Source organism: Rhizobium centroccidentale (genome assembly GCF_030182565.1).
In the GTDB taxonomy this organism is placed as follows: domain Bacteria; phylum Pseudomonadota; class Alphaproteobacteria; order Rhizobiales; family Rhizobiaceae; genus Rhizobium.
The window spans coordinates 18,696-42,483 of sequence record NZ_JAQJCG010000023.1 but is presented as its reverse complement, the minus strand read 5'-3'; the positions used below and the strand labels follow the sequence as shown (position 1 = coordinate 42,483).

General features: G+C 60.3%; 22 protein-coding genes. 10 read left to right on the top strand and 12 right to left on the bottom strand.

Annotated elements, in window-relative coordinates; all coding sequences use genetic code 11:
- Positions 1–7: 7 nt before the first annotated feature.
- The 3 genes from thiP to PH562_RS24715 all read left to right on the top strand — a co-directional run bounded on the left by thiP (position 8) and on the right by PH562_RS24715 (position 4,169).
- A complete protein-coding gene (gene thiP / locus PH562_RS24725; RefSeq protein WP_285176399.1) occupies positions 8–1,645 on the top strand; it encodes a thiamine/thiamine pyrophosphate ABC transporter permease ThiP in 1,638 nt (545 codons plus the stop codon).
- On the top strand, positions 1,638–2,366 hold the full coding sequence (locus tag PH562_RS24720; RefSeq protein WP_285176396.1) for a thiamine ABC transporter ATP-binding protein: 729 nt from the start codon (positions 1,638–1,640) through the stop codon (positions 2,364–2,366). Before thiP ends, PH562_RS24720 begins: the two co-directional genes overlap by 8 nt.
- Before the next feature lie 378 nt (positions 2,367–2,744).
- Entirely contained in the window at positions 2,745–4,169 is a 1,425-nt protein-coding gene (locus tag PH562_RS24715; RefSeq protein WP_285176395.1) for a M48 family metalloprotease, read from the top strand.
- Between the two features lie 33 nt (positions 4,170–4,202).
- Here PH562_RS24715 and PH562_RS24710 read toward each other — a convergent pair whose 3' ends face one another.
- From PH562_RS24710 to PH562_RS24690, 5 genes are all read right to left on the bottom strand, one after another.
- Positions 4,203–5,066 (bottom strand): RNA polymerase factor sigma-32, encoded by an 864-nt coding sequence (locus PH562_RS24710; RefSeq protein ID WP_092719018.1) that lies wholly within the window; start codon positions 5,064–5,066, stop codon positions 4,203–4,205.
- A 407-nt stretch (positions 5,067–5,473) separates the two neighbouring features.
- Positions 5,474–6,046, bottom strand: a complete 573-nt coding sequence (locus PH562_RS24705) for a CarD family transcriptional regulator (RefSeq protein WP_069611538.1) — start codon at positions 6,044–6,046, stop codon at positions 5,474–5,476.
- 399 nt (positions 6,047–6,445) lie between these two features.
- A complete protein-coding gene (fdxA, locus tag PH562_RS24700) occupies positions 6,446–6,784 on the bottom strand; it encodes a ferredoxin FdxA (RefSeq protein WP_113231334.1) in 339 nt (112 codons plus the stop codon).
- Positions 6,785–6,990: 206 nt separating this feature from the next.
- Positions 6,991–7,395, bottom strand: a complete 405-nt coding sequence (locus PH562_RS24695) for an RNA-binding S4 domain-containing protein (RefSeq protein ID WP_113231333.1) — start codon at positions 7,393–7,395, stop codon at positions 6,991–6,993.
- 3 nt (positions 7,396–7,398) lie between these two features.
- Positions 7,399–10,530 carry a helicase-related protein gene (locus PH562_RS24690; RefSeq protein WP_285176352.1) on the bottom strand — a complete coding sequence of 1,044 codons (3,132 nt, stop codon included), beginning with the start codon at positions 10,528–10,530 and terminating at the stop codon, positions 7,399–7,401.
- 1,262 nt (positions 10,531–11,792) lie between these two features.
- Here PH562_RS24690 and PH562_RS24685 point away from each other — a divergent pair.
- The 3 genes from PH562_RS24685 to PH562_RS24675 all read left to right on the top strand — a co-directional run bounded on the left by PH562_RS24685 (position 11,793) and on the right by PH562_RS24675 (position 12,568).
- Positions 11,793–11,948: a DUF3309 family protein gene (locus tag PH562_RS24685; RefSeq protein WP_285176351.1), complete on the top strand. Its 156-nt coding sequence runs from the start codon at positions 11,793–11,795 to the stop codon at positions 11,946–11,948.
- A gap of 46 nt (positions 11,949–11,994) precedes the next feature.
- Positions 11,995–12,249 (top strand): YMGG-like glycine zipper-containing protein, encoded by a 255-nt coding sequence (locus PH562_RS24680; protein ID WP_112410958.1) that lies wholly within the window; start codon positions 11,995–11,997, stop codon positions 12,247–12,249.
- A 145-nt stretch (positions 12,250–12,394) separates the two neighbouring features.
- Positions 12,395–12,568 carry a hypothetical protein gene (locus PH562_RS24675; protein WP_285176350.1) on the top strand — a complete coding sequence of 58 codons (174 nt, stop codon included), beginning with the start codon at positions 12,395–12,397 and terminating at the stop codon, positions 12,566–12,568.
- Positions 12,569–12,714: 146 nt separating this feature from the next.
- Here PH562_RS24675 and phbB read toward each other — a convergent pair whose 3' ends face one another.
- Positions 12,715–13,440 (bottom strand): acetoacetyl-CoA reductase, encoded by a 726-nt coding sequence (gene phbB / locus PH562_RS24670; RefSeq protein ID WP_113231331.1) that lies wholly within the window; start codon positions 13,438–13,440, stop codon positions 12,715–12,717.
- 164 nt (positions 13,441–13,604) lie between these two features.
- Entirely contained in the window at positions 13,605–14,786 is a 1,182-nt protein-coding gene (locus tag PH562_RS24665; RefSeq protein WP_285176349.1) for an acetyl-CoA C-acetyltransferase, read from the bottom strand.
- Between the two features lie 242 nt (positions 14,787–15,028).
- Between PH562_RS24665 and phaR the strand changes: the two genes are divergently transcribed.
- Positions 15,029–15,601, top strand: coding sequence for a polyhydroxyalkanoate synthesis repressor PhaR (gene phaR / locus PH562_RS24660; RefSeq protein WP_112341594.1), 573 nt, complete (start codon positions 15,029–15,031; stop codon positions 15,599–15,601).
- A gap of 335 nt (positions 15,602–15,936) precedes the next feature.
- On the opposite strand, the gene rpmF is transcribed toward phaR, so the two are convergent.
- The 3 genes from rpmF to mtgA all read right to left on the bottom strand — a co-directional run bounded on the left by rpmF (position 15,937) and on the right by mtgA (position 17,864).
- Positions 15,937–16,122, bottom strand: a complete 186-nt coding sequence (gene rpmF, locus PH562_RS24655) for a 50S ribosomal protein L32 (RefSeq protein WP_006724402.1) — start codon at positions 16,120–16,122, stop codon at positions 15,937–15,939.
- Between the two features lie 172 nt (positions 16,123–16,294).
- Complete coding sequence (locus tag PH562_RS24650; RefSeq protein WP_285176330.1) at positions 16,295–16,942, bottom strand: glutathione S-transferase family protein; 648 nt, start codon at positions 16,940–16,942, stop codon at positions 16,295–16,297.
- A gap of 127 nt (positions 16,943–17,069) precedes the next feature.
- On the bottom strand, positions 17,070–17,864 hold the full coding sequence (gene mtgA, locus PH562_RS24645) for a monofunctional biosynthetic peptidoglycan transglycosylase (RefSeq protein ID WP_285176328.1): 795 nt from the start codon (positions 17,862–17,864) through the stop codon (positions 17,070–17,072).
- A 134-nt stretch (positions 17,865–17,998) separates the two neighbouring features.
- On the opposite strand from mtgA, the gene PH562_RS24640 reads away from it, so the two are divergent.
- On the top strand, positions 17,999–18,913 hold the full coding sequence (locus tag PH562_RS24640; protein ID WP_285176326.1) for a polyprenyl synthetase family protein: 915 nt from the start codon (positions 17,999–18,001) through the stop codon (positions 18,911–18,913).
- 231 nt (positions 18,914–19,144) lie between these two features.
- Positions 19,145–19,786, top strand: coding sequence for a LysE family translocator (locus tag PH562_RS24635; RefSeq protein WP_285176324.1), 642 nt, complete (start codon positions 19,145–19,147; stop codon positions 19,784–19,786).
- Positions 19,787–20,047: 261 nt separating this feature from the next.
- On the opposite strand, the gene ispG is transcribed toward PH562_RS24635, so the two are convergent.
- Both ispG and PH562_RS24625 read right to left on the bottom strand, forming a co-directional pair.
- Positions 20,048–21,301 carry a flavodoxin-dependent (E)-4-hydroxy-3-methylbut-2-enyl-diphosphate synthase gene (ispG, locus tag PH562_RS24630; RefSeq protein WP_285176322.1) on the bottom strand — a complete coding sequence of 418 codons (1,254 nt, stop codon included), beginning with the start codon at positions 21,299–21,301 and terminating at the stop codon, positions 20,048–20,050.
- Positions 21,302–21,428: 127 nt separating this feature from the next.
- Positions 21,429–22,628, bottom strand: a complete 1,200-nt coding sequence (locus PH562_RS24625) for an MFS transporter (protein ID WP_285176320.1) — start codon at positions 22,626–22,628, stop codon at positions 21,429–21,431.
- A 256-nt stretch (positions 22,629–22,884) separates the two neighbouring features.
- Between PH562_RS24625 and PH562_RS24620 the strand changes: the two genes are divergently transcribed.
- Positions 22,885–23,757: a DMT family transporter gene (locus PH562_RS24620; RefSeq protein WP_285176318.1), complete on the top strand. Its 873-nt coding sequence runs from the start codon at positions 22,885–22,887 to the stop codon at positions 23,755–23,757.
- Positions 23,758–23,788 lie beyond the last annotated feature (31 nt).

The window sequence follows — 23,788 nt, the reverse complement described above, 5'->3', positions numbered from 1 at the left end:
TTTGACGATACTCACGGCACCAGAGCGAAGACGCGCCATTTCCGGCGGGACTTTCAGTCTCGCCGGCATCGTGCTCTTCGTCGGGATCGCCGTACTCGCCCTGCTCGCCGCCGGGATCGAATCTGGCGGCACCAATCCCCTGGCAGACCCCTACCTGCTGCGCGTCCTGCGCTTCACGCTGCTACAGGCGGTGTTCTCGACGCTGCTTTCCGTTATGCTCGCCATCCCGGTCGCCCGCGCATTGGCGCGCCAGCCGCGCTTTCCCGGCCGATTGTGGCTGATCCGGCTGATGGCCGTGCCTATGGGCCTGCCGGTGCTGATCGGCGCGCTCGGCCTGCTCGGCATTTGGGGCCGACAGGGGCTTATCAATCAGGCGCTATCAGCACTCGGCCTGTCACAGCCCGTCAGCATCTATGGCCTTGCCGGTATCCTACTTGCCCATGTCTTCTTCAACATGCCCCTCGCCTGCCGGCTGATGCTGGCCGGGTTGGAGCGTGTGCCGGCTGAATATTGGCTGGTGGCCGGCGGACTCGGCATGAGGCCTGCCTCGGTCTTCCGCTTCATCGAATGGCCTGTCCTGCGCGGCCTCATTCCCGGCATTGCCGGCCTTATCTTCATGCTCTGCGCCACCAGTTTCACGCTGGTCCTGATCCTCGGCGGCGGTCCAGCTGCGACGACGCTGGAAGTGGCGATCTATCAGGCCCTCCGCTTCGATTTCGATCCCGGCCGCGCCGTCCTGTTGTCGCTGCTGCAAATCGTCGTCACTCTCGTCATCCTTGGCGCCATGACGCTGTTTCGCACACCGGACGATCATGGGCTAACCAGCGGCCGCGCCCTGCGGCGCATCGATGGGCAGGCGCCCGCCGCCCGATGGATCGATGCCATCATGCTGTCGACCGCCACGCTCTTTCTCGGCCTGCCGCTTGCTTCGGTCGTCGTCACCGGCCTTGAGGCGAACCTCTTTAAGCTCGCCGGCCAGCCGATCTTTCTGCAGGCGGCAGTCACAAGTCTTGCAATCGCGCTTGCTGCGGGCCTTCTGGCCGTACTGATATCCTTCGCGATCATTCGCGCCCGCTCGGTGATATCTGCGGATCGCCGAAAGTCCCTCGGTCTGCGCGGCCTGGCGATCGCATTAGGCGCAAGCTCCTCCCTCATCCTGCTGGTGCCACCGATTGTGCTGGCAACCGGCTGGTTCCTGGCACTCCGGCCGTTGGGAGATCCGAGCCGCTTTGCGGCCACCCTGATCGTCGTCATCAACGCGCTGATGGCGCTGCCTTTCGTCATCCGCGTCATCGAGCCGGCCTATGCGGTCCATGTCAGTCGCACCGAACGGCTGGCGGCGAGCCTTGGCGTTCACGGCATTTCCCGCCTTCGCCTCATCGATTGGCCCGGTCTGCGCAAACCGCTCTTTACGGCACTGTCTTTCGCAATGGCCCTGTCGCTAGGCGATCTCGGCGCCGTGGCCCTCTTCGGCTCGGACAGCCTGATGACCCTGCCCTGGCTGGTCTATAGCAAACTCGGCAGCTACCGCACCAATGATGCCGATGGATATGCCTTGATCCTTGGCCTTGTATGTCTTCTCCTGACCATTGCCGGCACGGCCGGCCAAGGCGCACGCGATGACGAAAGCAGGCGGCATGACTGACGGCCACGACAGGAACGAACGGGGCATTGCCATGGCCGGCGTTGAGCTGCGCCTTGGCACCCATGATTTCCGTTTCGACTGTGATTTGCCACAAGGCAAGATCATAGCTGTCGCCGGCCCATCGGGATCAGGAAAATCGACCTTCCTCAATTTGCTAGCCGGCTTCGAACCGCCGGATCGGGGCCGCATTCTGCTTGCCGGACAGGATGTAACCGGCCTGCATCCCGCCGAGCGGCCCGTGTCGCTCGTCTTCCAGGACAACAACCTCTTTGCCCATCTCGACCTCTTCACCAATATCGGTCTCGGCATCAACCCCTCGCTGAGGCTCTCGGCGCAGGACCGGCAAAAGGTCTCGAAAGCCCTGGCGCGCGTCGGACTGCCCGGTTTCGAGACGCGCAAACCGGGGACGCTCTCCGGTGGCGAACGGCAGCGCGCTGCCTTCGCAAGGGCGCTGGTGCGCGACAAGCCGATCCTTTTGCTCGACGAACCCTTCGCCGCCCTCGATCCCGGCCTGCGCTCCGGCATGGTCGAACTTCTGAAAACCCTGCATCGCGACACCGGCAATACGGTGCTGATCGTCTCGCATGATCCCGCCGAAGTGCGGCGCCTTGCCGACCACGCCGTCTTCATCGATGGCGGCACGATCAGGCTCGCCGCTCCCATCGGAACCTTCCTAGAGACGGACAGCATTCCGGCATTGACCACATTTCTGCAACATTGATTGTGTCATGGCATCTTGTCGCTGGTTTTGCCTTAATTTCGTCGCGGCAAGCGGCTGAAAGTCCTGGGGAATGCTTGCTAAAATACAACGCCGCCACATTTAAACGGAGTCTCGCTATGCAACCGGTGCCAAAATCGGCTACAGCAAGGGGTGGAGACCGTCCGGGTAAACGCGGATCGATGGGGGCGGAAACAACCTTTGTCGGCGCACGACGATGATCGGCCCGGTAAGGATCAACCGGATTTGGCGCCGAGCCGGCATGACAGCGAAATGAGTAGGATACAGGTCCTGAAGCAGAGCAAGCGAGCAGAACGAAGGATCAATGTGACCGTCGCAGCCCGTTTGCGCCGCTTTGTGCCCTTCCTTACGGCCGCGGCAATGTTGAACAGCTGCCAGACGGTGATGGATCAATCCTATCAGCCGAGCGTTTCGCCCTCCGCCAATCCGCAGATCGTTTCCGAAGTGCAGAAGAACGATCCGCGCGCACAGATGGGCGCTCGCGAGCATCCACGTATCCTCGCAAGCTATGGCGGCGAATACAAGGATGCCAAGACCGAGCGCCTCGTTGCCCGCATCGCCGGCGCGCTGACCAGCGTGTCGGAGAATCCGCAGCAGTCCTACCGCATCACCATCCTCAATTCGCCCTCGATCAACGCCTTTGCGCTGCCAGGCGGCTATCTCTACGTGACACGCGGCCTTCTGGCGCTTGCCAATGATGCATCCGAAGTCGCCGCGGTGCTATCGCACGAGATGGCTCACGTAACAGCCAATCACGGCATCGAGCGGCAGAAACGCGAGGAAGCCGAAGTCATCGCCAGCCGTGTCGTTTCGGAAGTTCTGTCGAGCGATCTGGCCGGCAAGCAGGCGCTCGCCCGCGGCAAGCTGCGTCTTGCCGCCTTCTCGCGCCAGCAGGAACTCCAGGCCGACGAGATCGGTATTCGCACACTCGGTCAGGCCGGCTACGATCCTTACGCCGCGGCGCGCTTCCTGAACGCGATGGAGGATTATAGCCGCTTCATGTCGGCCAATTCCGACGTGGACCAGAGCCTGGACTTCCTTTCGAGCCATCCGAGTACGCCGCAGCGTATCGACCTTGCCAAGGCCCATGCGCGCGAATTCGGCGAAGAAGGCAAGGTCGGCGACATCGGCCGCGACTATTATCTCAACGGCATCGACGGCCTCCTCTATGGCGACAGCCCGGAGGAGGGCTATGTGCGTGGTCAGACCTTCCTGCATGGCGGCCTCGGCATCCGCTTCGACGTGCCGCCCGATTTCCGTATCGACAACAAGGTCGAAGCCGTCATGGCGACTGGCCCCGGCGACATCGCCATCCGCTTTGACGGCGTTGCCGATACCCAGAACCAGAATCTGACCAACTATATTTCCAGCGGCTGGGTCACGGGCCTCGATCCGAACTCGATTCAGTCGATCACCGTCAATGGCATGCCGGCGGCGACAGCGCGCGCTTCGGCCGATCGCTGGGATTTCGATGTCACGGTGATCCGCGATCGCACGCAAATCTTCCGTTTCCTGACGGCAGTGCCGAAAGGAAATATCGCCCAGCTCGATCAGACCGCCAATGTCCTGCGCGCAAGCTTCCGGCATATGACACCGGACGAGGCGGCCTCGCTGAAGCCGCTGCGCGTACGTGTCGTCACCGTCAAGCCTGGCGACACCATTACCACGCTTGCTGCCCGCATGATGGGCACCGATCGCAAGCTCGACCTGTTCAAACTAATCAACGCCCTACCAACCGGAGCGACGATTGCGCCGGGCGACAGGGTCAAAATTATCTCGGAATAGATCGATCTTCTCCCGGCGGGGAGAAGATCTGCCTCAGGCGTAGCTTGCCATGCGCGGGTCTGCGTCGACAAGCGCGTTGCGGAGCTTGTCCATGGCGCGGCTTTCGATCTGCCGCACGCGCTCCTTGGAAATGCCGAGATCGGCGCCGAGCTCTTCCAGCGTTGCGCCATCTTCGACCAGGCGGCGCGCCCGGATGATCTTCATTTCCCGCTCGTTGAGATGCTTCAGAGCCGATGCTAGCCAGATGCGACGGCGTTCGCCATCGATCATGTCGGAGACCTGCTCGTCGGGAAGCGGTTCGTCGCTGATGAGAAAATCGATGCGTTCGGCGCTTTCGGAATCACCGGCTATCGAAGGCGCCTGCAGAGAGGTGTCGCTACTGGAAAGGCGCGCATCCATCGTCTGCACGTCGGCGAGGCTGACGCCAAGCGTGACGGCGATTTCCTCATGGATGGACTGGACAGTGACGCTGGAATTGCTGCGGGCAAGCTTGGCGCGCAAACGGCGCAGATTGAAGAACAGCGCCTTCTGCGCGGAACTCGTTCCACCGCGTACGATCGACCAATTGCGCAGGATATAGTCCTGGATGGAAGCGCGTATCCACCAGCTTGCATAGGTGGAGAAGCGAACCTCCCGTTCCGGTTCGAAGCGGGCGGCCGCTTCCAGCAGGCCGACGTAACCCTCCTGCACCAGATCGCTCATCGGCAATCCGAAATTACGAAATTTCCCCGCCATGGAAATGACGAGGCGCATATGGGCGGTTGCGATCTGATTGCGGGCACCACGATCCTCGTGGTCCTTCCAGCGAATGGCGAGATCGTGTTCCTCGTCGCGATCGAGATAGGGAGCAGCCATCGCAACTTTGATCATGCGCCGATCTGCAGACATATTCGTCATATGCATCTCCTAGGTTCGGCCTCAAATCGTCTCTATGCCGCAGTCGACGAAAAGGGCAGCAAGCATCGTTTCCGGACATCGCTGTTCGGATGGAAATCAATGAATGAAATTGCGAATTGGAAATCGATATCCGGCTGGCCGGATGATCGATGACTAGTCTAGTTCGATCTCATCGAACGGGTCTGACGATTGAAGCATCTTCAGATCGCCGGGGAGCTTCGAGTGAAAACGCATAGGCCGGTCCTCGTGAATGTCTATAATACGGCCTGTATGGAACCCCTCTCCACAGGAGCGCACCCACACCGACCGCCAACACGAGGCTTAAACGCGGCAGAACGGAAAAGGTTCCAAAGAAAAAAACCCGGCACGAAGGCCGGGTTTTTTGAAGCAATGTTGGTGTTTTGGCCTTATGCGGCTTCGTCTTGCGAGTCGTCGTCGTCGACGACCTTGCCGCGCTTCGGGCCCTTGTTCAAATTGGTCTCGACAAGGCGAACGGCTTCGGTTTCCGACATCTTGTTGACGGCGGCGATTTCGCGCGCCATGCGATCAAGAGCAGCTTCGTAAAGCTGGCGTTCGGAATAGGACTGTTCCGGCTGGTTCTCGGCGCGATAGAGATCGCGAACGACCTCTGCGATCGAGATCAGATCGCCGGAATTGATCTTGGCATCGTATTCCTGCGCGCGGCGCGACCACATGGTGCGCTTTACGCGGGCCTTGCCCTGCACGACCTTCAATGCACGCTCGACAAAATCCGTCTCGGAAAGCTTGCGCATGCCGATGCTCATGGCCTTGGCCACCGGCACCTTCAGGCGCATCTTGTCTTTCTCGAAGTCGATTACGAACAGCTCGAGCTTCATGCCTGCGACTTCTTGTTCTTCGATCGCAGTGATCGTGCCGACACCATGGGCCGGATAAACGATCGCTTCACCAGTCTTGAAGCCGTGGCGTGCTGCTGAAGGTTTTTTCTGCTGGGTCGTCATTCTTTTCAAAAACTCCCTGTTACGCGCCCCGTTAGGGCCGGGGTGCCGGGTCAGTCAGGCCCGGATGAGACGGGCGTACCGTCGGGTCACTTCATCCTGGTCCAGCCAGACTTATGCAAACAGAAACCCACCCATCGCGATCTAAGACCCGACAACACAAACGGTTGATATGTCAAGGAAACCGCGTACGGATTGGTGATTTGCTTTCGTGATGGTTTTGGGCATGCGAAATGCCGCAGTGGATCAGTATGAGAAACCTATCACAAAAATCTGAGGAAATCAATAATTTGCTGCGCGCGCGCCAAAATGGCCACGTTGACCGACCAGCGGCCCAACGGCAATGATTCGTTTTCTGCGATATCGACTACACCTTTATCGACGGCCTGTCACGACCTTCGATCAGTCGCCCGAACCGGGGTTGGTCGAGAAATATTTCTCGAATTTGCCCTGCTCGCCGTCCATTTCCTTGGCTTCCGGCATCGGGTCGCGCTTAACCGTGATGTTCGGCCAGATGGCGGCATATTCCGCATTGACCTTCAGCCACTTGTCGAGACCCGGCTCCGTATCGGGCTTGATCGCCTCGGCAGGACATTCCGGTTCGCAGACACCGCAATCGATGCATTCGTCGGGATGGATGACGAGGAAGTTCTCGCCTTCGTAGAAGCAGTCGACGGGGCAGACTTCCACGCAGTCGGTATATTTGCAGCGGATGCAATTGTCGGTCACGACATATGTCATGAAGCACTCCAGGAATGTCTCTAGTTCCCGCGGATGCGCAACCTGGAACGTCGCACCTTGTCCACGGAGCCGAACGAGCTAACGAATGCGTCACACACAAACGCGCCGTCCGGCGGTTACCGGCAGGTTGATCGTGAGGTATCCACTTTGTCAGCCAATTTCAAGGACAAACAATCTTGAAAACCGCCTGCGACAGACAGAGTTTTCTAATCGTCGTCGGAGGTGAGGCGGTCGATTGCACGCCGCTCCCGTTTCGTGGGTCTGCCGCTGCCCGGCGCTCGCGACGCCTGCTCGAACGGGGTGAGACGTTTTGTCTCATCCGGCGGCGGCGTCAGATCTTCGTAAAGCAGCCTGGCTTCCTCGAATGGCCCTCTGCGATCGCCGGGTGCGCGCACGATCAGGATGACATCGCGCCGCTCCAGCGACAGCTCGACGCGGTCGCCGGCCTTGACACCATGGCTCGGCTGTACGACCCGCTGGCCATTCACCCTGACACTGCCGTTTTGCACATAGAGCTGCGCCAGCGATCGGGATTTCACCATGCGGGCAAAGAACAGCCATTTGTCGATGCGCTGGCGCGAACCGGAAAATGGCTGTTTCTCGTCCGTCATGGCCTATTTCTTCATCTGCTCCTTCAGGGCAGCGAGCTTGGCGAAAGGAGAATCGGGATCGATCGGCTTTTCCTTGCGCGGCGGCTTGGCCTCGAAACGAAGCGGCTGCGATGCGCCGCGGTTGTTGCGATCATTCCGATCGCCACGATCCTGACGATCACCCCGTTCGCCACGGTTGCCCTGATGCTGCGGACGGCCACCCTCGCGATTGCCGCGCGGACCCTTGTTGTCGCCGCCCCGATTGTCTCGGCCATCACGACGATCGCGTCCCTCACGATTGCCCTCGCCACCGCTGGCCTGCTGTTCGCCGCCGCCACGGCGATTGCCGTGCTGACCGCGACCCTCGCCCTGCTGGCCACGACGGTCACCATGACCGCGGCCACCCTGGCGCTGCTGGTTGTCGTTTCGGCCACCCAGGCGCCATAGCAGAACCGGCTTCGGCTCCGCAGGTTCGGCGGCAACTTCCGCAACGGCAACGGCTTCGACAGCGACCGCCACTTCGGTCTCAGCCGGCGCCTCGGCGGGAGCGTCTGTTTCCTGCGAAACGGCTTCTGCTTCCTTAGCCGGCTCGTCAGTCGCAGCATCGCCATCGTCATGATCAGCCTTTTCGGCCGCGGCTTCCCCAGCGGCCGTGGCCGGTGCTGCAGCCGCGTCCTGCTGGGCGAGGAAGGCCGTGGCCTCCTCCGCCTTTACCGAATCGGCGCGGTAGCCGAGGCCCTTGAGGATCTCTTCCATATCCTCGAGCGTTGCGCCGAGAATGGAGAGCATCGCGGTGGTCGTGGTGAAGCGACGGCCATCATAGGCGCCATCAGGGCGCGAAGCCTGGCCGGGCTTCCACTGCAGCAGCGGACGGATGAGGTCCGCCAGGCGCTCCAGAATGTCGATTCGCACCGCGCGCTTGCCGAGGAACCGGAAGCCCGCAAGCTTGTAGAATGTGCGCTCATAGCCGGGATCGGTGACGACCGAAGTGCGGCCGGCAGCGAGAACCGGGATCAGGTCGCCATAGCCCGGCTTGTCGAGACCATCATTCTTCAGCGCCCAGAGCAGCGTGATGAGCTCGGCCGGAGCCGGCTTCAGCAGGGCGGGCACGAAAATATGGTACGCACCGAAGCGAACGCCGTAGCGGCGCATCGAGGCACGCCCGTCCTGGTCCAGCGACTTCACTTCCTCAGTGACATCACGGCGGAACAGAACGCCGAGATTTTCCACCAGCTGGAAAGCCAGCCCCTTGGCAAGGCCCTGCAGATCTTCGGCACGCTGGAGATCGTCCAGCGGCTTCAGAATCGTGCTGATATGGTGGTTCACGAAACGCTCGATACGGGCGGCGACATGATCGCGCGCATTGCCGGTCAGCTGCTCGTCGGCGAGCAGGATGACGCGCGGGCGCATGACATGATCGCTGCCTGACAGGCGCGCGACAGGATCGCCGAGCCAGCGCACGAGGCCATCGGCACTGATCGCGAGATCGCCGTTGCCGGCCGCATGCAGACGTGCGGCACGCGCTTCGAACTCCAGCCCCAGCGCCTTCTGCGAGGCGGTCTGGACAGCCTTGGCATCCGGCCCTTCGGTCCCTGCGATAGGCGTGAACCGGAATCCGGTCAACTGTCCCACATGATGCCCCTCTACGAAGACATCTCCATTCACACTGATTTCAGCTTCCAGCATCGCATTCTCTCTCAGGCGCTTCATGAGCACAGATGTCCTGCGATCAACAAAGCGTTTCGTCAACCTCTCATGTAACGCGTCGGACAATCGATCTTCGATTTCCCGCGTCTTTTCTTGCCAGTGTGTCGGATCGGCAAGCCAGCCGGGCCGGTTCGACACATAGGTCCAAGTCCTTATCTGCGCGATTCGCGCCGAAAGCGTGTCGATCTCGCCATCCGTCCGATCGGCGCGGTGCACCTGTTCGGCAAGGAAATCCTCTTTCACCGTGCCATAGCGCACGAGATCGGAAAAGAGGGCGGCAATGAGATCGGCGTGCTGGGCAGGCGTGATGCGCCGATAGTCGGGAAGCGCACAGGCCTCCCATAATTTCTCAACCCGAGCCGGGTTGCTGGCAAGATCGGCTATCTCCAGATCGCGTGACAGATATTCCAACGCCTGCTGGTCTACCGCAGGCAGCGCCCGCGTCAAGCCCTGCACGCGAGGCGCGTCTTCCAAACTTGCACGCAACGCCGCGATTGAAGCGAAATCCAGATTCTTGCTGCGCCATTGCAGCACCTTGACCATGTCGAATTCGTGTCCCTCGATCCGGCGCACGAGTTCGTCGTCAAAAGGATCGACCTGCCCCGTTACGCCGAAGGTGCCGTCCTTGAGATGACGGCCGGCGCGACCGGCGATCTGGCCGAGCTCGGCCGGATTGAGATTGCGGAACTGATAGCCGTCGAATTTGCGGTCCTGAGCGAAGGCGACATGATCCACATCGAGGTTGAGACCCATGCCGATCGCATCCGTCGCAACCAGATATTCGACATCGCCGGCCTGATAGAGCGCCACCTGCGCATTGCGGGTACGCGGGCTGAGCGCCCCGAGAACGACCGCCGCGCCGCCGCGCTGGCGGCGAATAAGCTCCGCGATCGCATAAACTTCGTCGGCCGAAAAGGCGACGATTGCTGTACGTTGCGGCAGGCGCGTGATCTTCTTCTGTCCGGCGTAGAAAAGATGTGAAAGCCTCGGCCGCTCGAGAACGGTAATACCAGGCAGAAGCTGCTCGAGGATCGGCCGCATGGTGCCGGCGCCAAGCAGCAGTGTTTCATCGCGGCCGCGCAGGTGCAGGATACGGTCGGTAAAGATATGCCCGCGCTCCAGATCGCTGGCAAGCTGCACCTCGTCGATGGCGACGAAGGAAGCGCGCGTCTCGCGCGGCATGGCCTCCACGGTGCAGACCGAATAGCGCGCATTGGGCGGCGATATCTTTTCCTCGCCGGTCACGAGCGCGACATTGTGCGCCCCGACCTTTTCGACGACGCGCGTATACACCTCACGGGCAAGCAGCCGCAGCGGCAGGCCGATCACGCCGCTGCCGTGCGCCACCATGCGCTCGATGGCATAATGGGTCTTGCCGGTATTGGTCGGTCCGAGCACCGCGGTCACGCCGCGTCCGCTCAGGATCATGGGCTGCGAAGTCTGAGTCATAGGTCCGTGCATAGGCGAGAAACAGCCGTCTTCCGATCAGCCAGTTCCTCCTGGAGGAAACGAACAGATGACGACCATATGTGACAAAGGCAAGACCCGAATGAAAAAACAGATGCGGCAACATTCGATTTCATATTTGAGCGCCTCAACCACAAGCTACATTTGCGTTGCATCCCATGCGAGTCCCGACGATTCCGGAACAGCCTGAGAACGAATCGGAGACGAATCGCTGACTCCGTATAGTTCCCTATTTGTTCACGACTACATATGGATTTCAATGAAAAGATTCCCACCAAATGCTGAATCTTGTCTAAGCGGCTTTCCGCATGAAAAAGGAGTCAAGCGGAGAATCCTCAGCCAGCGAAATCTCGCGCCGCACCATGGTTAACAATCTGTAAATGATAAAGTTTCGCATGAATCATACGGACGACAAAACATCTGGGCCAAAGCCGGAACGAATTGGCGACGAATCGCAGATTCCAAGCGATTCTGTCTTTGTTCTCCACAATATCTAGCGCTTTCCCGGTCGGGGGCATGCCGGACTCTGAATGGTTGAGACACGAATCCAAGCCGAATCTGCGATTGCGGTTCGTCTTTCGACGAGCGCAGCTATCATGAATCGACAATTGCACGCAACAGGTGTAGTCGTTAACACAACGATCAAAGCCGGAACGAATCGGTGACGAATCGCGGATAACAGCAGGTATCGCATTTGTTCACGGCTACATGTTGTATTTCGCCGGAACAGCATCGCCACATAGAGGTCAGAATGAATGGCAATGCTGTTGCGGAGTTCGCTGCGAATTAACGAATCCGCCCGCGAACACACCACCTGGACGATATTCGCCGACGGTAGCATCCTTGTATTCGGCGTGTCGGCAAACGCCCCGCCGTTAACCAAAGTTCAAATGCAGAACGAATCGCCGACGAATCACGGACATCCGGCCTTTCTCGTTTCATTCACCACAACCCATTGTATTTTAACGGTATTTTAACCATACACACGAATTTGCCGCCGCGCCTGTAACCCTCACCCGATGCGATCCCATTTAAGGGTTCGCTAAGCATCCCAACTGCCGCGCCCGTTCATTTTTATTTCTTAGCCGGAACAATTGTCGCGCATACAAGTTTCTATGAGCAGAATTGAGGAATTCGTCCATTCACCGGAACAGTTTCGAGTGGGAAAGCTGGAAGGTTAACGCCATGTCGAACAGCGATAATGGCGGAATATTCGAGCCGGACGGACATGGAGGAGACATATCATGCTTGGTACGGTATTGCTTATCATACTGATTCTGCTGCTGGTTGGCGCACTTCCCAGCTGGGGTTACAGCCGGTCTTGGGGGTATGGCCCATCGGGCGGTCTCGGGCTTGTTCTCGTCATTGTCCTCATTCTGTTATTAATGGGGCGCATCTGATCCGCAGGTTATCGTTCAAACCTCGCAACACTAGGGAGCTAACACCATGAAGAAGATCATCGTCGCGATCGCCCTCGTCGGCGCATTGGCGTCGTGCACGGCAACGGAAAAAGGCACGGCCATCGGCGCCGGTACCGGCGCGCTGATCGGCGGCGTAGCCACGCACAGCTGGGGTGGCGCCGCTGTCGGCGCAGTCGCTGGCGGCGTGGTCGGTAACCTCATCGGACGCTCGGAAGAACGTCGCGGCTATTGCATCTATCGCGACCGCTACGGTCACCGTTATGAGGCTCGCTGCCGCTAAGGCATTGCCTGACCGGTCGCCACCGGTGGCCGGTCAGGATTCGCTCTCGGAACGAATCCTGGGAGCGGCAGTTCCCTCAGCAAAATCTACTTCCCGCGCCCTCAGTCACGGCGAGGTGGCAGTGTTTTGAGAAAGGAACGGCATCATGGCCGCAATCATCGCAAGCATTGCAGCAATCGTGCTCATCGGCACGACTTTCTACGCCCTCGCAAGCGCAGCAAGAGCACGCGGCAAGGAAAAGCAGCAGGTAGCCCTTGAAGCCGTCGTCCTGGAATTCAAGCCACGGCAGCGACAACAGGCAAATTCAAGCCGGGGATGATTGCAGATCTAGGCCCGGGAACTCCCATCCGCCCCTGAAACGGCCTGAAGCGGTTCAGCCTCCCGCGAAAGCTCTGAACCGCTCCAATCTCATTGCCTTACGTAGCTTCGCGCGGGTAACCTGCCCTGCGCTTCTCCTGGAATCGCTTATACGAAGAGCTGGCCGCCATTGGCAGTGATCGTCGATCCCGTGATGAAACCGGCATCGTCGCTGGCCAGGAAGACGGCGATGCGGGCGATTTCCTCGGGCTCGCCAAGGCGTCCCACAGGAATTTGCGGGATGATGCGCTCATTCAGCACCTTTTCCGGCACCGCCAGCACCATCTCCGTGCCGATATAGCCCGGGCAAATCGCGTTGACTGTGATGTTCTTGGCGGCCCCTTCCTGCGCTAGCGCCTTGGTGAAGCCGAGATCACCCGCCTTGGCGGCGGAGTAGTTCGCCTGCCCCATCTGCCCCTTCTGACCGTTGATCGACGAGATGTTGATGACGCGGCCGAAGCTGCGGTCGCGCATGCCCTGCCAGACCTGATGCGTCATGTTGAAGAGACCGGTGAGATTGGTGTTGATGACCTCATGCCACTGCTGCGGCGTCATCTTGTGGAACATGGCGTCGCGGGTGATGCCGGCATTGTTGACCAGGATGTCGACATGGCCGAGATCGTCCTCGATCTTGGCGATCCCCTTGCCGCAGGCCTCGTAGTCGGTGACATCCCATTTGTGAACGGAGATACCGGTCACGTCGTGGAAAGCCCGGGCCTTCTCGTCATTGCCGGCATAGGTTGCCGCCACCTTATAGCCCGCATTGTGCAGCGCCATCGAAATGGCAGCTCCGATGCCGCGCGTACCCCCGGTTACCAATGCCACTCTGCTCATGTGCCACTCCCCTTTGTTGCTGTGGAAACTGGACGCGCGAATGTCGGGTCGCCCGCTCCGCTTTCACCACTTCTTCTGGAAAAATCCTTTAGACACGCCTTAGAGCATGATGCCGAAAAGTGTCATACGGTTATCGGGCGACATCATGCTCTGCTTCGTTGATTTTAGAGCGCTTCGAAGCACATGGCGACGCCCATGCCGCCGCCGATGCACAGCGTGGCAAGCCCCTTGCGGGCGCCGCGGCGCTTCATTTCGAACAGCAGCGTATTGAGGACGCGGGCGCCGGAGGCGCCGATCGGGTGTCCGATGGCGATCGCGCCGCCGTTGACGTTGACGATCGACGTATCCCAGCCGAGATCCTTGTTGACGGCGCAGGCCTGGGCGGCAAACGCCTCATTGGCCTCGACGAGATCGAGATCGTTGACGGACCAGCCGGCCTTTTCCAGCGCCTTGCGTGAGGCCGGGATCGGTCCGGTCCCCATGATCTGCGGATCGACGCCGGCGGTTGCCCAGGAGACGATGCGAGCGAGCGGCTGGATTCCGCGGCGCGAGGCTTCCGCCTCGGTCATCAGCACGGCAGCGGCGGCGCCGTCGTTGAGGCCGGAAGCGTTGCCGGCGGTGACCGTGCCTTCCTTGTCGAAAGCCGGGCGCAGCTTCGCCATGCCGTCCAGCGTCGCGCCGTGGCGGATGTATTCGTCGGCATCGACCGTGACGTCGCCCTTGCGCGTCTGGATGGTGAAGGGAACGATCTCGTCCGTGAAGCGGCCGGCCTTCTGCGCGGCTTCCGCCTTGTTCTGCGAGGCAACGGCGAACTGATCCTGCTCCTCGCGCGAAAGCTGCCATTGCCGCGCGATATTTTCGGCGGTGATGCCCATGTGGTAGCCGTAGAAGGCGTCTGTCAGGCCGTCCTTGATCATGGTGTCGATCATTTTCATGTCGCCCATCTTGGTACCGGAGCGAAGGTTCGCGGCATGCGGCGCCATCGACATGGATTCCTGACCGCCGGCGACGATGATCTTCGCATCACCGGTTGCGATCTGCTGCAGGCCGAGCGCCACGGCACGCAGGCCGGAACCGCAAAGCTGGTTCACGCCCCATGCGGTCGCCTCCTGCGGAATGCCGGCTTTCATCGCAGCCTGGCGGGCCGGGTTCTGCCCTTCGCCGGCTTGAAGCACCTGGCCGAGGATCACTTCGTCGACTTCCTTGGCATCGACACCGGCGCGCTCCAGCGCACCCTTGATCGCGGCCACGCCGAGTTCATGCGCCGGAACGGTCGCGAATGCGCCGTTGAACGAACCGACCGCAGTGCGGGCCGCGCTGGCGACGACGATGGATGAACTGCTCATGGAAGCCTCCTCACAGAATGAACACGTATATGAGGCGAAACTGTCAAAGCTTTGCTCCTGAGTCAAACAGCAAGAATTTTCATCGTGCAGATTTCACGAAGCTGTCACCGCCTTCAAAAAATCCAATCAAAGGAAAGGCCTTGCCGCATCGCACAAACCGATTGTCACCAAGCTTCTTTTGCGTCTACACTCCGGAGTGGAGGAATATTCCATACAATCAGACGGGGCCAGGAGACTGATAAATGGCAAAGAATGAGGGCCAGATCGTAATCAAGAAATACGCCAATCGCCGCCTATACAATACCGGCACCAGCACCTATGTGACGCTGGACGATCTGGCGGAGATGGTGAAGAAGGGCGAGGAATTCACTGTCCAGGATGCCAAAAGCGGTGAAGACATTACGCATTCGGTCTTAACACAGATCATTTTCGAACAGGAATCGAAGACCGGCAACACGCTGCTGCCGATTTCCTTCCTCCGGCAGCTGATCGGCTATTATGGCGACCAGATGCAGATGGTCGTGCCGAGCTTTCTCGAGCACTCCATGCGCGCCTTCACGGAGCAGCAGACCCAGATGCGCGAACAGATCAATCGCGCTTTCGGCGAAACGCCGCTTGGAAAGAATCTTCAGCTGCCTATGCAGATGGTCGAGGAGCAGGTCCGCCGCAATACCGAAATGTTCCAGCAGGCCATGCAGATGTTCTCGCCCTTCATGAAGCCGCCGGCGAAGGAAAGCCGCAAGGCCGAAGCCAAGGACATCGACGAATTGAAGGAGCAGCTCCGCGCCATGCAGAGCAAGCTGGATAGCCTTTAATACATGGCAATGCGCTAATGAATCCGTGGAGAGTTCCCCCTCCGTCACTGACGTGACATCTCCCTCACAAGAGGGAGATCGGTAATCGCGGCGCCTCCCTGCCTCAGCTCAACAGCCGATCTGTTGAAACCGGCACGTAAGTTCACATTGGGACGAGCAGCATACTCCCAACAATCTCTCCCTTGTGGGGGAGATGTCCCGAAAGGGACAGAGGGGGAGCAGCCTTTCGGGATACCATTAGGCCGCTTTCACGCATCCCAGCACCCCCCCATCAAAACAGAAAAAGGCCGGCGAAACGCCAGCCTCTTCATTCATGCCATCAAGGCAGCGCTGGATTATGCGCTTTCCTTCGGCGTCAGAACCTGACGGCCGCGATACATGCCCGTCTTCAGGTCGATGTGGTGCGGGCGACGCAGTTCGCCGGAGTTCTTGTCTTCGACGTAGGTCGAAGCCTTCAGGGCGTCAGCAGAGCGGCGCATACCGCGCTTGGACGGGCTCGTTTTTCTCTTCGGTACAGCCATTCTCGTTACTCCATGTACGGACGAAACATATCCACGGCCAGCAAGGCGGCCGAAACAGACATGCATCAATTTCGGAAATTGGGCGGGCTTATACATGGCTTAGCGGGCTTTGACCAGTCCCTAATAGCATTTTTTGGCCATCGCGCCAGATTCGCGGATAGTCGAGACCGCATCAGTCCTCGTCCTCCGGCACGGTCCATGTTTCCTGCAATGCGGCTTCCTCCCATTTTTGCCAGGCAGGCAGCGCCTTCACGGCTGCCATATAGTCCCGCGTATCCGCCGCAACCGCGATGTCATACCGCTCCAGACGGCTGACGACGGGGGCAAACATGGCGTCCGCGCCGGAAAAATTCCCGAACAGGAAAGGGCCGCCAGAAAAGGCTCTCGCTTCGCGCCAGATGGCCTCGATACGCGCCACGTCCGCCGTCACTCCATCGGGGAGATCGCGGCGGGCGACCGGACGGCGCATGTTCATCGGGCAGGCGTTGCGCAGGGCACTGAAACCCGACACCATCTCCATGCTGTAGGATCGCGCGAGCGCACGCGCCTGACGATCCCTCGGCAGAAGCCCGGCATCCGGGAAAAGCTCGGCCGCATATTCGATGATGGCGAAGGATTCCCATACCTTGAAGCCGCCGTGAACCAGCATCGGCACCTTGCCCGTCGGCGACACCTCCCGAATGCGCGGATTTCCGCCTGGAAAATCGAAAGGTATCAGCACCTCTTCGAAAGGAATGCCACACCCCTCCAGCGCAATCCACGGCCGAAACGACCAGGACGAATAGTTCTTATTGCCGATATAAAGCGTGAGCTTGTCCATGATCGCATGTTCCTTTTCAGTGCCGGAATCTGAAGGGAAAGAATTCTTTGAAATGACTCATATCGCCCTTTCATCACGGTCAAGAATGCCAGAGGACGACAAGCCGATCGAACGATAAGTTCTGATATCAGTCATAAAGGCATTTGATGTATGCGTCGGCATTGCGCGCGCGGCGCTGGATCAGCGCGGCGAGCTGGCTGAGACCTCTTCCCGGCTTGCTCGCCACCCGGTCGATCGGGTTCGGCAGCGAAACGGCGAGGAGGGCCGCCTGACGTGCCGTGAGCTTGGAGGCCGGCACCTTGAAATGGTAGCGCGCCGCCGCCTCGATGCCGTAAATGCCTGGCCCCCATTCGGCGATATTGAGATAAATCTCCATCATCCGGCGTTTCGACCAGACGGCCGAGGCGGAAACCGCAAGCGGCAATTCCAGCGTCTTGCGTACGAAAGAGCGGCCGTTCCATAAAAACAGGTTCTTGACGGTCTGCATCGGGATAGTGCTGCCCCCACGGGTGGATTTGCCGCGCAGCGTTTCCTGGACCAACGCGCGCATTTCGCCCCAATCGACGCCGCCGTGATAACAGAATTGTCCGTCTTCCGAGACCATGACGGATTTCACCAGCACCGGCGCGATTTTATCCAGCGGGACCCAGCGGCGGTCATATCCCTGAAAGGTAACGGCGTCGCCTATCATCAGGGTGGAAACGGGGTGGACGAATGGCAGCAGATAAAAGACGATGAAGAGATAGGGCAGCAGCAGGACGCCGATCACCACAAGGACGACGCGCTGCCAGATTGGCCTTGCCTTGAAGCGCGCCAACGGGGAGGAGCGTTGCGGCACCTCGGCTTCCTCCTCCTCACTATCAGTCGATATGTCCAAGTGCCTGACGTCCACGATCGCTCCATCCCGGTACAACCCCTTCATGCATCCGGGAAACGTTCTGATGCTCCATCCCGTCATACCGTCTACACAAAGCGATGACCAGAGTGCGGCGCAATTCCCACCCCGCGTCGACAATTGTCATTGCCAGCAACGGGCTCTCATGCCAAACAGCGCCCATGGACAGCACCCATTCCTCATTCGAGAACCGCCTCAAGGACAATGCCGGCAAGACCGAGGCACTGCTGACCCGGCTTCTCGCCGACGGTAGCCTGAATGACGAGATCGTCCGCCCCGACAGGCTGCTGAGCGCCATGCGCCACGGCGTCCTGAACGGCGGCAAGCGGCTGCGTCCCTTCCTCGTCATGGAATCGGCCGCCCTTCTCGGCGGCAATGCCGAGGCAGCGCTCAGGGTCGGCGCCGCACTCGAATGCGTACACTGCTATTCCCTCGTCCATGACGACCTGCCCGCCATGGACGACGACGATCTGCGCCGCGGCCAGCCGACCGTGCACATCGCCTTCGATTACGCCACGGCGATTCTGGCCGGCGACAGCCTGCTGACCTACGCCTTCGACATTATCGCCGCCCCCGAGACGGAGTTGCCAGCGGATCGAAAAATGGCGCTAGTGCTGGCACTGTCGCGCGCAGCCGGCATCGGCGGCATGGCGGGCGGCCAGGCGCTTGATCTCGCCGCGGAGAAAGAAACGCCCGACGAAAAGGGCATCACCACGCTGCAGGCGATGAAGACGGGGGCACTGATCCGCTTTGCCTGCGAGGCCGGCGCCATTATCGCCGGTGCCTCGGCCGAAGATCGCAAACGCCTCAGGACTTTCGGCGAAAAGATCGGCCTTGCCTTCCAGCTCGCAGACGATCTTCTCGACCTCACAGCCGATGCCACCACCATGGGCAAGGCGACCGGCAAGGATGCCGGCCGCGGCAAGGGCACGCTGGTCGCCCTGCACGGGCAGGAATGGGCAGAAACGACGCTCGCAAGGCTGGTAAACGAAGCAGCCGGCCTGCTGTCCGCCTATGGCCGCAAGGCGGATATTCTGATGGAAACCGCCCGCTTCGTCGCAAACCGCAAAAGCTGATCCCGAAGCGCCTTCATGGTATTGCCCGAGATGAGCCACCCACTCGGCAGCAGCGACCGGCCCGTGGCCCATTCAGCCATGGCCATCCATTCGGCCAGGAAATGTCACCATCACAAGAATCCATGATTGCGCCGGATGATTTCCGCCGGGATTTATGACACATTCCCGTTCCGTATTGGCCTGTAGACGCAGAATTCTCCGCGCCGGCCGAACACCCCCGGGAAATCTTCCATGCATGAGACCCTTGCCTACCTGCCGCAGATCCTGCCGGCCTATATCGCCTACATTATTGCCGTCGTTAGCCCCGGCCCCGCCATCATGGCCATTATCGGCACCTCGATGACCCATGGCCGCAAGGCCGGCATGACGATCTCGCTCGGCATATTCGGGGGATCGATGACCTGGGCGATTGCCGCAGCGGCAGGCCTTGCGACGCTGCTGCAGACCTATGCGATGGCGCTGGAAGTTCTGAAGATCTTCGGCGGCATCTATCTGCTCTATCTCGCCTATAAGGCATTCCGTGCCGTGCGTGCCGGCGGCGAGTTGCAGGCAGCCACGATGGAGCAGAAGACGCCTGGTTTCAAATCGCTGGTCCTGCGCGGCTACGGCATCCACGTCACCAATCCCAAGGCGATCTTCGCCTGGCTGGCCATCATCGCGCTCGGCATGCCGCAGGGCGCGCCCGCTTCCGTGGCGGTGCTAATCATCGCCATCTGCGGCACGACTGGTCTTCTGGCGTTCATGGGCTATGCGATCCTGTTTTCGACATCGCATGCGCTGAAAATCTATCGCAATGCCCGCCGCTGGATCGAGGGCGCCATGGCCGGCTTCTATTGCTTTGCCGGCATCAAGCTGCTGACGAGCAATATCTGATCCGAGCCAAGCAATTCCAGGAAAAGCGCAAAGCGGTTTTCCACCAGGAATTGCATCAATGCAAATGGAGAGAGGCTAGGACAATCGCCTATGGATAGGCGAGCCCCTCAACCGTCCTCTCACAGTCCGCTTCGCTTGACTGTGAGAGTCCACCTTCTCCCCGTTTTACGGGGCGAAGGGGCTTGGTGATGTCGCTCCCTCGCCCCGTCAAAACGGGGAGAGGGCTGGGGTGAGGGGCATTTATTCAGATGCGATAGCCGATCACTCCGCCGCGACGGTCTTCTGGCCGAACCGCTTTTCGATATAGTCGGTAACCAGCGCCTCGAAATCGGAGGCGATGTTCGGGCCGCGCAGCGTCATGGCCTTCTGGCCGTCGATGAAGACCGGGGCGGCTGGCGTCTCACCGGTGCCGGGCAGCGAAATGCCGATATCGGCATGCTTGCTTTCGCCCGGACCGTTGACGATGCAGCCCATGACGGCGACGTTCAGCGCCTCGACGCCCGGATATTTCTCGCGCCAGACCGGCATGTTCTTGCGGATATCGTTCTGGATGTTCTGCGCCAATTCCTGGAAGACCGTCGAGGTCGTGCGGCCACAGCCGGGACACGCCGCAACCACGGGAATGAACTGGCGGAAGCCCATGACCTGCAGCAATTCCTGCGCCACCTGCACTTCGCGGGTACGGTCGCCATTCGGCTCCGGCGTCAGCGAAACGCGGATCGTATCGCCGACACCATGCTGCAACACATAGCCCATGGCGGCCGACGAAGCGACGATGCCCTTGGAGCCCATGCCGGCCTCGGTAAGGCCGAGATGCAGCGCATGATCGGAACGCTCCGACAGCATGGAATAGACGGCGATCAGATCCTGCACCTGGCTGACCTTGGCCGACAGGATAATGCGGTTGCGCGGCAGACCGATTTCCTCGGCAAGATCGGCCGAGATCAGCGCCGACTGCACGATGGTCTCGCGCGTCACCTGCCGGGCCGACAGCGGCGAGCCTTCGGCAGCATTCTTGTCCATCAGCGCGGTCAAAAGATCCTGATCGAGCGAGCCCCAGTTGACGCCGATGCGCACCGGCTTGTCGTAGCGGATCGCCATCTCGATGATCTCGGCGAACTGCTTATCCTTCTTGTCCTTGAAGCCGACATTGCCGGGATTGATGCGGTATTTCGCCAGCGCCTCGGCGCAGGCCGGATGATCGGCGAGCAGCTTGTGGCCGATATAATGGAAATCGCCGATGAGCGGCACGTCCATTCCGAGACGCAATAGCCGCTCGCGGATCTTCGGCACGGCGGCAGCACTTTCATCGCGATCGACGGTGATGCGCACGAGTTCCGAGCCGGCTTTATAAAGTGCGGCGACCTGGGCGACGGTCGAATCGATATCGGCCGTGTCGGTATTGGTCATGGACTGCACGACGACGGGCGCGCCGCCGCCGACGATCACGCCGCCGACATCGACGGCAACGGAGGAACGGCGCGGTTTCGGATCGAAATCGGTGGCGGACGACATGGAAAGCTCTCGCAGGCCTCGAAAATGGGTGCCTTTCAGGTGGATCACGAAGCGGTCGTTGTCAACCGCTCCGGCGATCTCTTTTGATCGGACGGAGCTTAGCCGTTACCGATCAAAAGCGACGAAATTAATGCTTGGCATCCCCGATGCCGTCAGCGTAGCGCGCCAGTGAGGAGAAGGCCAGCACGACGAGCAGCAGCACCGGCAGTGCCATCAGGACCGGCGAGAAGCCGACATGCTCGGCGGCAAAGCCGATCGCGGACGGCGCGACCAGCATGCCGGAATAGCCGAGCGTCGTGACGACCGAAATACCGATGCCGGGCTGCAGCCCCGGAATATTACCAGCGGCGGAAAAAGCGATCGGCACCATGTTGGAAATGCCGATGCCGCAGAGTGCAAAGCCGAGAATGGCGATCGCGGCGTTTGGCGCAAGTGCTGCCGTCAGCATGCCGATGATGGCAAAGACCGTACAGACGCGCAATGTCTTGATCGCGCCGAGCCAATCGCGGACGAAATCGCCGGCAAAGCGCATGGTCGCCATGGTGGCCGAGAAAGCGGCGAAGCCGAAGCCCGACAGCGCCACCGACGCCCCTTTTTCCTGACTGAGATAGAGCGCGCTCCAGTCGAGCACCGCACCTTCCGGCACCATGCAGAACAACGCGACAATGCCGAGGAGCCAGGGCAGCGGAATCATCGGCAGCTTCGCCTTCGGTTTGGCCTCATCATGATGCGGCTGATCGCTGAGGACCATCGGCCAGGCAACGACCAGAAAAACAACGGCGATCGCGGTCGAGGCTTCGGCGTGGCCAAGAATGCCCCAGCGCGAGATCAGCAGGCCGCCCATCGCCGAGCCTAGCAGACCGCCGAGGCTCCAGAAGGCATGGCAGGAAGACATGATCGCCCGGCGCATGGATTTTTCGACCGAGACGGCATTGGCGTTCATCGCCACATCCATGGCGCCGATGAAACCGCCAAAGAGGAAGAGCGCGACGGCCGCCGTCCAGACATTCGGCGTCAGCGTCAGCGCCAGAATCATCGGCAGCAGCAGCACCGCAAAGGCACGCACGACGACACGCGAGCCGCGCACCGCGATCTGAGCGCCGGCAAGCGGCATCATGACGAGCGAGCCGACGCCGAAGACGAGGATCATCAGGCCGAGCTCGAATTTCGTCAGCTGAAGCCGCTCGGCGAATTCGGGGATTTTCGGCGCCCAGCACCCAACCATGAAGCCGTTCAACAGGAACATCAACGAAACGGCCGCACGCGGTTTGGTGAAAAATCCACTCCTGCGCACCTCGAGACCCTCGAATCCAGCCCTGTCGTTCATCAAAATTCCCCCCAGATCGGCATCGCAGTCTATTTAAATCGATTGAAGTCGCAACGACCGAAACAGACCGCCGCAGTCACTTTTCGTCTCCGTCTGTTAAAGCGGAGGCAAAGACACCACAACCCCGAATAAATCATTCATATGTGCACGCCATCGGCGAAATGTCCTATTGACGCGAAAAAAGTAGGCTCCTATCGGTTGAGGCCTGAAAGATTCTTCGGCCGGCCCAAGCCGGGTCATCCTCTGGTGCATCCTCGTGAAAAACTCCATCGGCTATGGCATCCTGCTTACGGTGTTTGCCTACATGCTGTTCACTGCCCATGATTCGGCTGTGAAGCTGCTCGTCGCCTCCATCCCCGTCTGGCAGGTCCTGTTCATCCGTAGCTGCACCATCCTTGCCGGCTGCTTCGTCTTCGAAGGCCCGGCGCTCGTTCATAAGGTGGCGCGCTCGCCGATCATCAAGCCGATGATCGTGCGCAGCATCATCATTCTCATCGCCTGGATTTCCTATTATTCGGCGGCGTCCTATCTGCAGCTCGCCGAGGTGACGACGCTCTATTACGCCGCTCCGATCGTCGGCACTATCCTCGCGACCATCGTGCTGCGCGAGAAGGTCACCGTCGCCCGCTGGATGGCGGTTGGCGTCGGCTTTTGCGGCGTCGTGATCGCCTCCAATCCCGTCGGCCTCTCGATTTCCTGGCCGGTCTATCTGGCGCTGCAGGCCGCCGTCCTCTGGGCATGCGGCATGGTGCTCTTGCGCAAGACGGCGCTGCACGAGAAGAGCCATATCCAGATGGCCGTCTCCAACATCCTGTTCATCATCCTAACCGCGGGCATGGCGATCATCCATTGGCACACGCCGACGCCGTTCCAGATCGTCCTGCTCGCCTTGACCGGCATCATCGCCGGCGCCGGCCAGCTTGCCCTTTTCGAAGGCATGCGCCAGGCTCCCGTCTCGGTGCTGGCACCATTCGAATACACCTCGCTCGTCTGGGCCTTCCTGCTCGGCTACCTGATCTGGGGCGACATCCCCGGCGCCAACACCTTCATCGGCGCCATCCTGATCCTGAGCGCCGGCTTCATCATCATTATCAGCGAACGGATGAAGCGGCGGACGGCGGCGGCTTGAGGTGGATCAATGCGCCTCCCTCGGGCACAAA